The organism is Rhodoplanes sp. P11, assembly GCF_964266735.1.
GTDB classification, from domain to species: domain Bacteria; phylum Pseudomonadota; class Alphaproteobacteria; order Rhizobiales; family Xanthobacteraceae; genus Rhodoplanes; species Rhodoplanes serenus.
Map to the genome: position 1 here is coordinate 151,898 of NZ_CAXWGY010000020.1, position 13,374 is coordinate 165,271.

The 13,374-nt window shown below is 72.9% G+C and carries 11 protein-coding genes; 4 read left to right on the forward strand and 7 right to left on the reverse strand.

Going from position 1 to position 13,374, the window contains the following annotated elements; genetic code table 11:
- Positions 1-23 precede the first annotated feature (23 nt).
- From ACFQUV_RS22310 to ACFQUV_RS22325, 4 genes are read right to left on the reverse strand one after another with little or no spacing between them, the layout of a single operon-like run.
- On the reverse strand, positions 24-1,118 hold the full coding sequence (locus ACFQUV_RS22310; protein WP_129611244.1) for an NADH:flavin oxidoreductase/NADH oxidase: 1,095 nt from the start codon (positions 1,116-1,118) through the stop codon (positions 24-26).
- 13 nt (positions 1,119-1,131) lie between these two features.
- On the reverse strand, positions 1,132-2,280 hold the full coding sequence (locus ACFQUV_RS22315) for an acyl-CoA dehydrogenase family protein (protein WP_129611243.1): 1,149 nt from the start codon (positions 2,278-2,280) through the stop codon (positions 1,132-1,134).
- Positions 2,277-2,762 carry a MaoC/PaaZ C-terminal domain-containing protein gene (locus ACFQUV_RS22320; protein ID WP_129611242.1) on the reverse strand — a complete coding sequence of 162 codons (486 nt, stop codon included), beginning with the start codon at positions 2,760-2,762 and terminating at the stop codon, positions 2,277-2,279. The genes ACFQUV_RS22315 and ACFQUV_RS22320 overlap by 4 nt, the downstream gene beginning before the upstream one ends.
- Positions 2,763-2,787: 25 nt before the next feature.
- Positions 2,788-3,552, reverse strand: a complete 765-nt coding sequence (locus tag ACFQUV_RS22325; protein ID WP_244601740.1) for an enoyl-CoA hydratase/isomerase family protein — start codon at positions 3,550-3,552, stop codon at positions 2,788-2,790.
- Positions 3,553-3,871: 319 nt separating this feature from the next.
- Between ACFQUV_RS22325 and ACFQUV_RS22330 the strand changes: the two genes are divergently transcribed.
- The 4 genes from ACFQUV_RS22330 to ACFQUV_RS22345 are packed head-to-tail and all read left to right on the forward strand — an operon-like array spanning position 3,872 to position 9,206.
- Complete coding sequence (locus tag ACFQUV_RS22330; RefSeq protein WP_129611240.1) at positions 3,872-5,236, forward strand: acyclic terpene utilization AtuA family protein; 1,365 nt, start codon at positions 3,872-3,874, stop codon at positions 5,234-5,236.
- Between the two features lie 2 nt (positions 5,237-5,238).
- Positions 5,239-5,619, forward strand: a complete 381-nt coding sequence (locus ACFQUV_RS22335) for a hypothetical protein (RefSeq protein ID WP_207211592.1) — start codon at positions 5,239-5,241, stop codon at positions 5,617-5,619.
- Between the two features lies 1 nt (position 5,620).
- Positions 5,621-7,222, forward strand: a complete 1,602-nt coding sequence (locus ACFQUV_RS22340) for a carboxyl transferase domain-containing protein (protein WP_129611239.1) — start codon at positions 5,621-5,623, stop codon at positions 7,220-7,222.
- A 4-nt stretch (positions 7,223-7,226) separates the two neighbouring features.
- Positions 7,227-9,206 carry a biotin carboxylase N-terminal domain-containing protein gene (locus ACFQUV_RS22345; protein ID WP_129611238.1) on the forward strand — a complete coding sequence of 660 codons (1,980 nt, stop codon included), beginning with the start codon at positions 7,227-7,229 and terminating at the stop codon, positions 9,204-9,206.
- 200 nt (positions 9,207-9,406) lie between these two features.
- Here ACFQUV_RS22345 and ACFQUV_RS22350 read toward each other — a convergent pair whose 3' ends face one another.
- The 3 genes from ACFQUV_RS22350 to ACFQUV_RS22360 all read right to left on the reverse strand — a co-directional run bounded on the left by ACFQUV_RS22350 (position 9,407) and on the right by ACFQUV_RS22360 (position 13,370).
- Positions 9,407-10,015 carry a flavin reductase family protein gene (locus ACFQUV_RS22350; protein ID WP_129611237.1) on the reverse strand — a complete coding sequence of 203 codons (609 nt, stop codon included), beginning with the start codon at positions 10,013-10,015 and terminating at the stop codon, positions 9,407-9,409.
- A 78-nt stretch (positions 10,016-10,093) separates the two neighbouring features.
- Positions 10,094-10,579 carry an Lrp/AsnC family transcriptional regulator gene (locus ACFQUV_RS22355; protein WP_129611236.1) on the reverse strand — a complete coding sequence of 162 codons (486 nt, stop codon included), beginning with the start codon at positions 10,577-10,579 and terminating at the stop codon, positions 10,094-10,096.
- Positions 10,580-10,592: 13 nt separating this feature from the next.
- The gene (locus ACFQUV_RS22360) at positions 10,593-13,370 is read right to left on the reverse strand and encodes a molybdopterin cofactor-binding domain-containing protein (RefSeq protein WP_129611235.1); all 2,778 of its coding nucleotides are present in this window, start codon (positions 13,368-13,370) and stop codon (positions 10,593-10,595) included.
- Positions 13,371-13,374 lie beyond the last annotated feature (4 nt).

Below are 13,374 nucleotides of genomic sequence, written 5' to 3' on the forward strand. Positions count from 1 at the left end.
GCCCCGACGCGCCGGTTCCGGGATCAGGCGCGCTCGCGCCGGGCGAGCCACCAGCCGAACGGCGTCGGCCACCGCGACCACGGATCGGCGACGCCGAGCCGCGCCGCCGCCTTGAGCGTCCAGTTGGGATCGACCAGCATCTCGCGGCCGACCGCGACGAGATCGGCGGCCTCTTCGGCCAGCACCGCCTCGGCCTGCTCCGGCTCGGTGATGGCACCCACCGCGATGACGGCGGCGCCGGTCTCGCGGCGCAGCCGGCTGGCGAACGGCACCTGAAAGCCGGGGCCGCGCCGCACCATCAGGTCGCGCCGGGACAGCACCATGCCGCCCGACGAGCAGTCGACCAGGTCGACGCCGCGCGCCAGGAGGGCGCCGACCAGCGCCACCGAGTCCTCGATCGACCAGCCGATGCCGACGCCGTCCACCGACGAGATGCGGCAGGCGAGCGGCTTGCCGGCCGGCCAGGCGGCCCGCACCGCCTCGACCACGGCGAGCGGGAAGCGCATCCGGCCGTCGCGGTCGCCGCCCCAGCGATCGGCCCGATCGTTGGCGAGCGGTGACAGGAAGCTATGCAGCAGGTAACCGTGCGCCATGTGGATCTCGACGAGATCGACGCCGGCTGCGTCGGCCCGCCGCGCCGCCGCCACGTAGGCGGCACGCAGGCGGTCCATGTCGGCCTCGCCCATCGGCCGCGGCACGTGGCCGCCGTCGGCGGCCGGGGTCGCGCTCGGTCCGAGCACCTCGTCGCCGGGGGCCGGCGCGACCGGCGCGAAGCCCTGCCAGGGCGGCGCCGTCGCGGCCTTGCGGCCGGCATGCTGGAGCTGGAGCCCGACCGGCGCCCCGCAGGCGTGGACGGTCTCGACCAGGCGGGCCAGCGCCTCGCCCTGAGCATCGTTCCACAAGCCGAGATCGACGGCGGTCGAGCGGCCCTCCGGCGTCACCGCGGTCGCCTCGACCATCACCAGGCCGGCGCCGCCCAGCGCGAACCGCGCCAGGTGAGCGTGGTGCCACGGGGTCGCCACCGCGTCGGGCGCCGAATAGGTCTGCATCGGCGACACGACGACGCGGTTGCGCAGCGTCAGGCCGCGCAGCGAGAGGGGCGCCAGCAGGCGGGCCATCGCGGCGGCGCCGTCAGCGGGCCGCCGCCCGCATCGCCTTGCTGATGATGGTGCGCTGGATCTGCGAGGTGCCGCCCCCGATGGTGCTCTGCATGCCCTCGCGGAAGTAGCGCTCCATGTCGGCCTCCGGCAGCATCGAGTGGCCGCCGAGGATCTGCATTCCCATGCGCGACACCGTCTGCAACGTCTCGGAGGCGTACAGTTTCGCCATCGCCACCTCCTTGGCGCAGGGCACGCCGCGCGCCGACAGGTCGGCGGCGCGATAGACCAGCAGGCGAGCCGCGTCGACCTGGGTCTGCATGTCGGCCAGCATGTGGCGGATCACCTGGAACTCGAAGATCGGCCGGTCGAACTGGTGACGGTCGTGGGCATAACGCAGGGCGTCGTCGACCGCGGTCTGGGCGTTGCCCACGTAGGCGGCCGACACCGCGATGCGCTCGAGCTCGAGATGCTCGGTGATGATGGTCCAGCCCTCGCCCTCGCGGCCGAGCAGGCTCTCGGCCGGCACTCGCGCGTCGTCGCAGAAGATCTCGGTGGTGCCGGTCGCCCGGCGCGCCAGCGTCGGCAGCTTGCGGATGTCGAGGCCGGGCGTGTCGTTCGGCACCAGCAGAACCGACAGGCCCTTGTGCTTGTTGGTAGACGGGTCGGTGCGCACCAGCATCTGGATGGTGACGTCGCGGGCGGCGGCGCCGCTGCACCACAGCTTCTGGCCGCGGATCACGTAGTGGTCGCCGTCGCGGGTCGCGCGGGTGCGGGTGGCGGCGGCGTCGGAGCCCGCCGACGGCTCCGAGATCGAGATCGAGAAGCGCAGGTCGCCGCGCATGAACGGCTCGAGACAGGCGGTCTTCTGGGCATCGGTGCCGTGCTTGACGATGTTCATCGCCGTGAAGGTCGGCACCAGCACCGAGGTGGCGAAGTCGAAGCCGAACTTGCCCAGCCCCTCGCACATCAGCGCGTAGGCGAAGATGTCGCCACCGTCGCCGCCGTGGTCCTCGGGAATCAGCAGGCGCAGCCAGCCGGCCGCCGCGATCTTGGCATAGGCGTCGTACGGGTAGGCGCGCTCGACGTCCTGGCGACGGATGTACTCGCGGGTGACCTCCTTCTCCATGAATCGGTCGACGGTGTCGCGCCAGGCGGTTTGCTCGCTGTCGAGGAAGTTCATGACGTCGGGGACTCCAGGGACGAAAAGGGATCGTTGTCGGGCGGCAGCAGGCGCTCCGCGCGGATCAGCAGGCTGAACTCGCAGCGCAGGATGCGCTCGCGTCGCTGATTGGCGCCGACCAGCTCGCAGGTGACGACGCCGGCCTCGGGCGTCTTCTCGCGCAGCGCGATGATCTCGGAGCGCGCCCACACGGTGTCGCCGATGAAGCTCGGCGCCAGGAAGCGCAGCCGATCGACGCCGTAGAACGCCGCCACCACGCTCGCATCGAACGGCAGCAGGGCGTTGACGATCGAGAACACCAGCGAGCCCTGTACCACCCGCCGGCCGAACAGGGCGCGCTTGGCGAACTCCTCGTTGGCATGGATCTCGAGCCAATTGCCGGTGAGCATGCAGAAGTTGACGACGTCGGTCTCGGTCAGGGTGCGGCCGCGCGACACGCGGGTCTGGCCGACGGCCAGCTCCGGAAAGGGTTGGTCGATCATGTCGGCTCCTCGGCTGGGCGTCGCGTCAGCATCCGCGCCACAGCGGCCGGCGCTTCTCGGCGAAGGCGCGCGGCCCCTCGGCGGCGTCGCGGCTGGCGTAGACGGGGCGGTGCAGCTCGGCGGCGCGGGCGAGGCCGGCGGCGCAGCCGAGATCCATCCCGGCCGCCAGCGTCGCCTTGGCGGCGGCGACCGAGAGCGGCGCGTTCTCGGCGATGCGGCGGGCCGTGGCGGCGGCGCGGTCGCGCACCGCCGCGGCGCTCGCCTCGACGTGATTGACGAAGCCGTGCCGCCACAGCTCCTCGACCGGCACCGGGTCGCCGGTCAGCACCATCTCGGCCAACACCGGCCGCGGCAGCATCCACAGCATCGGCACCGCCCAACCGGTGCCGCGCCCCCAGCACACCTCGGGGATCGCGTACCGCGTCCCGGCGAGCCCGATTCGGATGTCGGCCGCCATCGCGAGCAGCATGCCGGCACCGCCGACATGCCCGACGAGCGCGGAGACGACCGGCGGGCGCAGCGCCCGCAGCCGTTCCTGGAACGGATCGTCCATGCGGTCCAGCAGGTCGGCGCCGGCGTCCCGCGCGGCCGCCATCTCGTGCAGATCCATGCCGGCGCAGAAGGTGCCGCAGTCGGCGGCGTCGAGCACCACAGCGCGGATCTGCGGATCGCCGTCGATGCGGTGCCACAGCCCGGTCAGGCGATTCGCCATGCTTGCCGTGAGGGCGTTGCGGCGCGCCGGCCGGTCGAGCGTCACGATGGCGACGCCGTCCGCGACGGCGAACCGCACGTGATCGTCCTCGTCGGCTGAATCGTCGCCCGGCATCCGGCTCGCCCTCCCGTCCACCCGCGCCGGGTCTGCCGCCGCGCGTCGTCTCCGGTCGTGCCGCGAGCTTAGGAGGGGGGCGTCGCGACGGTCAACTCAAAAATCCATCTTGCGGAACTCATTTTCAATTATGCTTGACTTCGATCGCCACGCCGGCACAGTTGAGCGCACCGGGCGAGGCGCACCGGCCGCGCTGGCCGCGTCGGTGGCGCCGGTCCGCGAGACCGTGCCGCGACCCCGGGACAACGCCCGCCGGGACGGCCGAGGCGCAGGGAGGACCGGGATGAGACAGCCGCTGCGGCTCGGCGCGGGATCGGGATTCTGGGGCGACGCGCTCGACCCCGCTGTCGAGCTCCTGGAGAAGGGCCGGCTCGACGTCCTGTCGATGGACTATCTGGCCGAGCTGACCATGGCGCTGCTGCAACGGCAGCGTCAGAAGGATCCCGGTTCCGGCTTCATCCCGGATCTGCCGGCCCACCTGGCGACGCTGCTTCCGCCCGCCCGCGCCGCCGGCACCCGCATCGTCTGCAACGGCGGCGGCGCCAATCCGCCGGCCGGCGCCGAGCGAGTGCGCGACGTCGCCAGCGATCTCGGGCTCAGCGGCCTGCGCATCGGTGTCGTCGAGGGCGACGACGTCCTCGACCAGCTCGACGCGCTGATCGACGGCGGCACCGACCTCACCAATCTCGACACCGGCGACCCCGACTTCGCCGCCGTCCGCGACCGCGTCGTCGCCGCCAACGTCTACACCGACGCCTCCGGCATCGTGGCGGCGCTCGACCAGGGCGCCGACGTGGTGATCGCCGGCCGGGTCTCCGACAACGCCCTCTATGTCGGCCCGGTGATGCACGCCTTCGGCTGGCCCTATGACGACGCCCACGCGGACCGCATCGCCGCCGCCATCACGGTCGGCCACGTGGTCGAGTGCGCCGCCGCCGCCACCGGGGGCATGTCGTCGCGCTTCGCCGAGATGCCGGCGATGGGCCGGGTCGGCTTCCCGATCGTCGAGTTCGCCGAGGACGGCACCGCGGTGGTCACCAAGATCGCCGGCTCGGGCGGCCGCGTCGACGCCTTCACGGTGAAGGAGCATCTCGTCTACGAGATCGGCGACCCGGCCCGCTATCTGATGCCGGACGGCGTCGCCGACTTCACCCGCCTCGCCGTCGAGGAGATCGGCCCCGACCGGGTGCGGCTCTCCGGCATGGGCGGCCATCCGCGCCCCGACACGCTCAAGCTGGTGGTCGGGTACGAGGACGGCTGGATCGGCGAAGGCATGCTGTTCTTCCCCTGGCCGGACGCCATCGCGCGCGCCGAGAAGGCCAAGCAGACGCTGCGCGAACGGTTCGATCGGCTCGGGCTGCGCGCCGGCGCGATCCACTTCGACCTCGTCGGCGTCGACATGCTGCACGGGCCGGCCTCGCCGCGGCCCGACTACGAGCCGGCCGAGATCGGCCTGCGCGTCGCCGTCCACACCGCGACCCGGGCCGAGGCCGAGAAGGTGCGCCGCGCCTGCGCCCAGCTCTGGATCATGGGACCCGGCGGCACCTCGTTCGGTACCCCGATGAAGCCGCGGCCGGTGTACGGCGTGTGGCCGACGCTGGTGCCGCGCCACACCGTCACCCAACGCGTCAGCATCCTGGAGGTCTGAAGGTGCAGCTTCTCCGCGACATCGCCTATGTGCGTTCGGGCGACAAGGGCGACGTGGTGTCGGTCGGCGTGATCGCCCGCACCCCCGCCGACTATCCGGTGCTGCGCGCGAGCCTCACCCCCGAGCGGATCAAGGCGCTGTTCGGCGACTGGGTCCGCGGCGCGGTCGAGATCTATCCGATGGACAACATCGAGGCCGTCGTGGTGGTGATGCGGCGCGCCCTCGGCGGCGGTGCCACCCGCACGCTGCGGCTCGACCAGACCGGCAAGGCGATGGGCAACGGCCTGCTCCGCCTACCGGCGGTGGCGCCGGGTATGGCCGGCACGGCCGGTCCCGGCGCCGGCGCGAAGGGGGTGGCGGACGCCGGTGTGGGAGCGAGCTGACATGCCGACCGGGCCGGACGCCGCGGCGGCGCGCTCGCCCGCCGAGCAGAACGCGGAGGCGTACCACGCCCAGTGCGAGGCGATCGAGCGGGCGCGCCACCTCGCCGTCGCCGGCGGCAGCGCCGAGGCGATCGCCCGCCACCGCGCCCGCGGCAAGCTGACGGCGCGCGAGCGCATCGCTCATCTGCTCGACCCGGCGACACCGTTCCTGGAGATCGGCCAGCTCGCCGCCCACGCGGTCTACGACGATCCGGTGCCGTCGGCCGGCATCGTCACCGGGGTCGGCACGGTGTGCGGGCGCCTCGTCATGGTGATGGCGAACGACGCGACCGTGAAGGGCGGCACTTACTATCCGCTCACTGTCAAGAAGCAGATCCGGGCCCAGGAGGTGGCGCGCGAGAACGCCCTGCCCTGCCTCTACCTGGTCGACTCGGGCGGTGCCTTCCTGCCGATGCAGGAGGACATCTTCCCGGACGAGAACCACTTCGGCCGCATCTTCCGCAACATCGCCGAGCTTTCGGCGGCCGGCCTGCCGCAGATCGCCGCCGTCATGGGCTCCTGCACGGCGGGGGGCGCCTACATCCCGGCGATGTGCGACGAGACCGTGATCGTGCGCGGCAACGGCACCATCTTTCTCGGCGGGCCACAGCTCGTGCAGGCGGCCACCGGCGTGGTGGTCGATGCCGAGACGCTGGGCGGCGCCGATGTCCACACCCGGGCGAGCGCGGTCGCCGACCATCTCGCCGAGGACGACCTGCACGCCATCGCCATCCTGCGCGCCGTTCTGTCGCGCACGCCGCCGCGCCCACTGCCGGGCCCCGACGTCGCCCCCGAGCCGCCGCTGCATCCGCCGAGCGAGATCGCCGGCCTGGTGCCGGCGAGCCCGCGCCAGCGCATGCCGGTGCGCGACATCCTGGCCCGGCTGCTCGACGGCGGCCGGCTCGAGGAGTACCGCGCCCGCTGGGGCCGCACCATCGTGTGCGGCACCGGGGCGATCGAGGGTTACGGCGTCGGCATCGTGATGAACGACGGCGTGCTCTATGCGGAGAGCGCCCAGAAGGCGGCGAACTTCATCGCGCTCTGCTGCCAGCGCGACATCCCGCTCCTGTTCCTGCACGACGTCAGCGGCTTCATGGTGGGCGAGGAGTACGAGGCCGGCGGCATCGCCCGCCACGGCGCCAAGCTGGTCAATGCGGTGGCGACCGCCCGGGTGCCCAAGCTCAGCCTGCTGATCGGCGGCAGCTACGGGGCCGGCAACTACGCCATGTGCGGCCGCGCCTTCGGGCCGCGGCTGATGGCGATGTGGCCGAACGCCCGCACCTCGGTGATGGGCGGCGAGCAGGCCGCTACCGTGTTGAGCCTGGTGCGCGAAAGCCAGCTCCGCGGCGCCGGCAAGACGTTCGAAGCCGACGAGCGGGCTCGCTTCGAGGCGCCGATCCGCGCCACCTACGAACGCACCAGCCACCCGCTGCACGCTGCCGCCCGGCTGTGGGTCGACGCGGTGATCCGCCCCGAGGAGACCCGCGCCTGGCTCGCCCTGGCGCTCGCGATGGCCAAGGGCGCCCCCCGGGCCGAGACTCGGTTCGGCGTGTTCCGGATGTGACGCGATGATCCGCAAGCTGCTGATCGCCAACCGCGGCGAGATTGCCCGCCGCATCGCCCGCACCTGCGAGCGCCTCGGCATCCCGTTCGTCGCCGTCTACTCGGACGCCGATCACGGCGCTCCGCATCTCGCCGGTGCCGCCGCGGCGGTGCGGATCGGCGCGGCGCCGGCAACACGCTCCTATCTCGACGGGACGGCACTGATCCGCGCCGCCCGCGACAGCGGCTGCGACGCCGTTCATCCGGGCTTCGGCTTCCTGTCGGAGAGCAGCGACTTCGCCGCCGCGGTCGAGCAGGCCGGGCTGATCTTCGTCGGTCCCGCCCCCGAGACCATCGCGGCGCTCGGCGACAAGGCGCGTGCGAAGGCCCTGATGGCGGCGGCCGGCGTTCCGGTGGTGCCGGGCTCCGACACCGCCTCCGCGGACGCCGACGAGGTCGCCCGCCTGATCGCCGCGGTCGGCTGCCCGGCCCTGCTCAAGCCCGTCGCCGGCGGCGGCGGCAAGGGGATGACGGTGGTGAGCCGGGCCGACGAGGCGCGGCCGGCGATCGAGTCGGCGGTCCGCACCGCGCGCGCCGCCTTCGGCGACGGCCGCCTGCTGGTCGAGCGGCTGATCGAGCGGCCGCGCCATGTCGAGGTGCAGGTGTTCGGCGACGGCCGCGGCGACGTGGTGCATCTGTTCGACCGCGAATGCTCGCTCCAGCGGCGGCACCAGAAGGTGATCGAGGAGGCGCCGGCGCCGCGGCTGCCCGAGGCGCTGCGGCGCGCCCTGTGGGCGGCCGCCGTCGACGGCGCCCGCGCGCTGGCGTACCGCAATGCCGGCACCTTCGAGTTCATCGTCGGGGCGGACGGCGCCTTCTATGCGCTCGAGGTCAACGCCCGCCTCCAGGTGGAGCATCCGGTCACCGAGGCGATCACCGGCCTCGACCTCGTCGAGTGGCAACTCCGGATCGCGGCCGGCGAGCCGCTGCCGCTCGCCCAGGACGCCATCGCGGCGACCGGCCACGCCTTCGAGTGCCGGGTCTACGCGGAGGATACGGCGGCCGGCTTCCGTCCCGCTCCGGGGCGCGTCGTCGATCTCGGCTGGCCGGCCGGAACCCGCGTCGACAGCGCCGTGGAGGCCGGCAGCACCGTGCCGCCGCACTACGATCCGATGATCGCCAAGCTGATCGTGCACGGCGGGGATCGCGGCGCGGCGCTCGCCGCGATGCGGCGCGCCCTCGCCGACACCGTCATCCTCGGGCTGACCACCAATGTCGGCTTCCTGGCGCGGCTGCTGGCCCGCCCCGAGGTCGCCGCCGCCGCCGTCCACACGCGCTTCGTCGACGAGGCGCTGCCAGAGCTCGCGGCCACGGCCGACGAGGCGGCGGTGACCGCCGCAGCGGCGGCCGCCGTGGTGCTCGACGCCGTGCCGCTAGCCGGCGCCGCCGCCTCGCCCTGGTCGCCAGGGGCGACCCGGCCGTTCGGGCGCGCCGATCTCGCCGCCGACGGCGCCCTCGGCCGCGTCGCCACCAGTCTCGCCGGCACCCGCTCGGTGTCGATCGTGCGAGCGCTACGCGGCGACGCGGTGACGGTCGAGACCGGCCACGACGGGGTCGCCGCCACCGTCACGGTGACGGGCCGCCGCGTCGCCCCGCACCGCGTCGCCGGCGAGGTTGGTGGACGGCGCTGGCAGGCTCGGGTCTCGGAGGCGGCCGTCGAGGTGATTCTCGACGGCGTCCGCGCCGAGGTCTCGCGCATCACCCGCGCCGATCACGAGAGTGCCGCCGCGGGCGACTGGATGCACGCCGAGATGCCCGGCGTCGTCGTCGCGGTGCCGGTCGGCGCCGGCGCCACGGTCGAGCGGGGCGACGTGCTGGCGGTGATCGAGGCGATGAAGTTCGAGAACCCGGTGACGGCCGACCGCGCCGGCGTCGTCGCCGAGATCGCCTGCGCGATCGGCGAGACCGTCCAGGCCGGCCAGGCGCTGGTTCGCTTCGCCTCCTGAGCGGGCCGGCCGGCAGCGCCACGCCACCGCCGGGTGCCGGCGTCCATGGCGGCTCGTCGGTGGTCCGGACAATCCCCTCCGGGGTGCGGCGCGCCGACCCGCGCTCGCCGGGCCGGCCGCCGCGGCGGGCGCGGGAAACCCTGTCGGTCCGGTTACTCCCGCTGAAACCGCCCGATCCCGGCCCGGGAACCCGTCGGCGATCACTTCGGCGTGGTCGGGATCGGCGCCCGCGAGACGATCGACCCCAGCGTCGCGTAACGCGGCCCGCCGAGCCGGGCGAGCGGGCGCAACCGCGCTGTGTCGATCTTGCCGTCGGTGAGGATAGCGTCGTCGATCTGGAACACCTCGACCATGGCGACGAAGAAGTTGGTCCGCGCCGCGCCGAAGGTCAGCACACGGACGAGCCGGCATTCGAGCGCGACCCGCGCCACTGCGAGCCGTGGCGGCACCACCGCGGCGCTCGCCACGGTGGCGAGGCCGAGCAGCTCCGCCTCGCCGACATCGGCCGGATACTCGCGGGCGCTCGCATGCACGGCGTCGATCCGGCTCTCGTCGGCGACGTTGACGACGAACTCGCGGCTCGCCCGGATGTTGCGGGCGGTATCCTTGAGCACCCCGGCCTTGCGGCCGATGCTGACGCCGATCATCGGCGGCGTGTTGGACAGGAACGTGAAGGCGCTGAACGGCGCCAGGTTGACGAGCCCAGCGGGCGACACGGTGGTGATCCATGCGATCGGCCGCGGCACGACGCTGCCGGTGAGGAGCTTGTAGGCGGCCTCGGCGCCGAGGCCGGCGGCACGGATCAGCACGCCACGCCTCCTCGCATCGCGGCCATCGGCGACGCGGACGCGCCGACCTCGCCGGCTGCATCGCGCGGTCTGGCGGCCTCAGCGGCCATTGGATGGGCTCACCAGCGCCTCCAGCGGCACCGCCAGGCTGCGCTTGACGTTGCGGACCTCGACGAACATCGCGTGGTTCTTGATGCCGATGTCCATCTCCAGCATGGTGGTCATCAGCTCGTGATAATGGTCGAAATCGCGCGCGATGATCTTCAGGAAGTAGTCGAACTCGCCGCTCATCAGGCTGCACTCCAGGACCTGGGGCAGCTTCATGATCGCGGTCTCGAAGATGGCGTATTGGCGCGCTGTCTGCTCGGACAGCCGGATGCGGGTGTAGACGATCACCGAGGGCGCCAGCTTGCCGACGTTGAGCACCGCTGTGAAGCCGCGAATGTAGCCGGCCTTGCGCAGCCGCTTCACCCGTTGCAGGCAGGGGCTCGGCGACAGGCCGACGATCTCGGCCAGCTTGAGATTGGTGAGATCACCCTGCGCCTGAAGGGTGTCCAGGATTCTCAGGTCGATGGCATCCAGCATGGGGGTCCGTTGGTCAGCCGCACACCTCGCCCGCGAGCGCCGCCCACACGCGATCGGGCGTCGCCGGCACCCGCCGAATGCGCACCCCGGTCGCGTGATGGATGGCGTTGAGAATGGCCGGCGCGGTCGGCACCAGTGCCGGCTCGCCGATGCCCTTCGCGCCGAACGGTCCGAGCGGCTCCGGGCTCTCGACCAGCACGATGTCGATGCGGGGCATGTCGCCGAAGGTCGGGATCAGGTAGTCGTGCAGATTCTCGGTGCGGCCGGGAACGAACTCCTCCATCAGCGCGAGGCCGAGCCCCTGGGCGATGCCGCCGTGGATCTGACCCTCCACCTGGGTCGGGTTGACGGCACGGCCGACGTCGTGGGCGGCGACGATCTCGCGCACCGACACGGTCCCGAGGGCGGTGTCGACCTCGACAGCGGCGAGCTGCGCCGCGAAGGCGTAACTCGCATAGGGAACGCCGCGGTCGTGATCGTCGAGATCGGTGGTCGGCGGATCGAAACGGCCGTGGCCGACGAAGACCAGATCGTTTTCCTCGGCGGGCAGCTCGGCGAGACCGATGCGGCGCTCGGTGGCACCGTCCCGCAGCACGACGACGCCGGGCCGGAGCACGATCTCGGCCCGCTCCCCTACATTGGCGAGGCGAGCGAGCTTCGTGCGCAGCTCGTCGGCGGCCTGTTTGGCGGCGTTGCCCGAGATGAAGGTCTGGCGCGACGCCGAGCTCTTTCCGGCGTCGAGCGTGCGGTCGGTGTCGCCCGTGACCAGGTCGATGTCGGATGCCGCGACGCCGAGCGCGTCGGCACAGATCTGCACCAGGATGGTGTTGACTCCCTGTCCGATGTCGACGGCGCCGCTGAACAACACGACGCGGCCGGCCCGAGTGAGGCCGACTCGCATGCGCGACGGGTTGGGCTGCGAGGTGTTGCCGATGCCGTACCACATGCAGCCGAGGCCGACGCCGCGGCGGTGGCGGGTGCGGGACTCGTTGAAGGTGCGGCAGTCGTCGAGCGCGGCGCGCCACCGCGGCCGCAAGGCTTCGAGGCACTCCCGCATGCCGACACTGGCCTCCAACACCTGCCCGGTCGCCGTCGCGTCTCCGACCGCCAGCGCATTCTGGAGGCGGAACTCGAGCCTGTCGATCCCGACGCGATCGGCGAGCTCGTCGATCAGCGCCTCGTGCACGATGGCGGCCTGTGGCACGCCGAAGCCCCGGAACGCGCCTCCGATGGCGTCGGTGGTGTAGATCGCGCGCGTCGTGCAGCGGACGGCGGGAACGCGGTACGGTCCCATCGCGTGGATCGGTACTCGGTTGGCGACGATGGGGCCGCACGACGCATAGGGCCCGGTATTGAAGTCGGCGTGGAAGCTGATCGCGCGCAGCCGTCCCGCTTCGTCGCAACCAAGCCGCGCATGCATGCGGGCCGGATGCCGCTTGGTCGTCGATGCCATGCTTTCCGGTCGCGTGTAGACGCAGCGCACCGGGTGCCCGAGCACCCAGGCGGCGACGGCGATCAGCGGCTGCACCGACATGTCGATCTTGCCGCCGAAGCCGCCGCCGACCGCCGACGGTACGATGCGGACCCGGTCCGGCGCGATGCCCAGGATCCAGGCGATCTCGTCGCGGTCCATGTAGGGCGTCTGGGTGGTGACGAAGATCTCGATGCGATCGCCCCGCCGGACCGCCCAACCGGCCTCCGGCTCGATATAGGCGTGCTCGACGAAGCCGGTCTCGAACGCGCCCTCGGCGACGTGCGCACAGGCGGCGAGCGCGGCCTCGGCGTCGCCGGTCACTTGCCGGCCGGCGATCAGCACGTTGCCGGGCGCCCTCTCGTGCAGCAGCGGCGCGTCGTCCCGCAGCGCCGCGTCGATCCCGCTCACCGGCGGCAGCACCGTCCAGGCGATCGGCAGCGCATCGTCGCGGACGCGGGCGACCGCCTCGGCGGGACCGACCAGCGCCGCGACGGCCTCGCCGCGCAGACGGACATAGCCGTCGGCCAGCACCGGCTGATCGCGATGGACCGCGAACACGCCGAAACGGTTGTTGCCCGGCACGTCGGCCGCGGTGAGCACCCGGACCGCCGGATGGGTGCGCCGGAAGGCCGCCAGATCGCCGAACGCGAAACGCGCGTGCGGATGCGGAGAGCGCACCACCCGCAGGGTCAGGCAGCCGACCGGTGCGGCGTCGGCGCCGAACAGCTCGCGCCCGTCGACCTTGCGCGGGCCGTCGACCTTGGGAAGGCGCGCACCGACACCGCCCCTCGCCGCGCCGCCGCTCGCCGCGGCGCTGCTCGCAGCGACCGCGCCCGCGCCGTTCGCCGGGCGCGGGTCGTCGTCGAGAAACGACCGCCAGTCCACCACCGCCTCGACGATCTTCAGATAGCCGGTGCAGCGGCACAGCACCCCTCCCAGCGCATCCTTGACCCGATCGACATCGGGCTGCGGGTCGCGGGCGATCAGGTCGGCGGCCGCCATCAGCATGCCGGGCGTGCAGATGCCGCACTGGGCGGCGCCGTGCGCCACGAAGGCGCGCTGCAGGGCCGCGAAGCCGGGCTCACGACCGAGCCCCTCGACGGTGGTGACGGCGCGGCCGTCGGCCTGCCCGGCCGGCACCAGGCAGGCGCAGACCTGGGCGCCGTCCAGCAGCACTGTGCAGGCGCCGCAGTCGCCGGCATCGCAGCCGACCTTGGTGCCGGTGAGCCCGAGCCCGTCGCGCAGCACCGCGGTCAGCCGCGTCTCGCGCGCCACGTCGACCTCGTGCCGCGTCCCGTTCACCTCGATGGCGATCATGTCG

What these genes read in the sequence shown, in the direction of transcription:
- ACFQUV_RS22310 (WP_129611244.1), bottom strand. Translation starts at nt 1,118, where the DNA reads ATGGCCCGCCTGCTGGCGCCCCTCTCGCTGCGCGGCCTGACGCTGCGC.
- ACFQUV_RS22315 (WP_129611243.1), bottom strand. Translation starts at nt 2,280, where the DNA reads ATGAACTTCCTCGACAGCGAGCAAACCGCCTGGCGCGACACCGTCGAC.
- ACFQUV_RS22355 (WP_129611236.1), bottom strand. Translation starts at nt 10,579, where the DNA reads ATGCTGGATGCCATCGACCTGAGAATCCTGGACACCCTTCAGGCGCAG.
- ACFQUV_RS22345 (WP_129611238.1), top strand. Translation starts at nt 7,227, where the DNA reads ATGATCCGCAAGCTGCTGATCGCCAACCGCGGCGAGATTGCCCGCCGC.
- ACFQUV_RS22340 (WP_129611239.1), top strand. Translation starts at nt 5,621, where the DNA reads ATGCCGACCGGGCCGGACGCCGCGGCGGCGCGCTCGCCCGCCGAGCAG.
- ACFQUV_RS22330 (WP_129611240.1), top strand. Translation starts at nt 3,872, where the DNA reads ATGAGACAGCCGCTGCGGCTCGGCGCGGGATCGGGATTCTGGGGCGAC.
- ACFQUV_RS22320 (WP_129611242.1), bottom strand. Translation starts at nt 2,762, where the DNA reads ATGATCGACCAACCCTTTCCGGAGCTGGCCGTCGGCCAGACCCGCGTG.
- ACFQUV_RS22360 (WP_129611235.1), bottom strand. Translation starts at nt 13,370, where the DNA reads ATGATCGCCATCGAGGTGAACGGGACGCGGCACGAGGTCGACGTGGCG.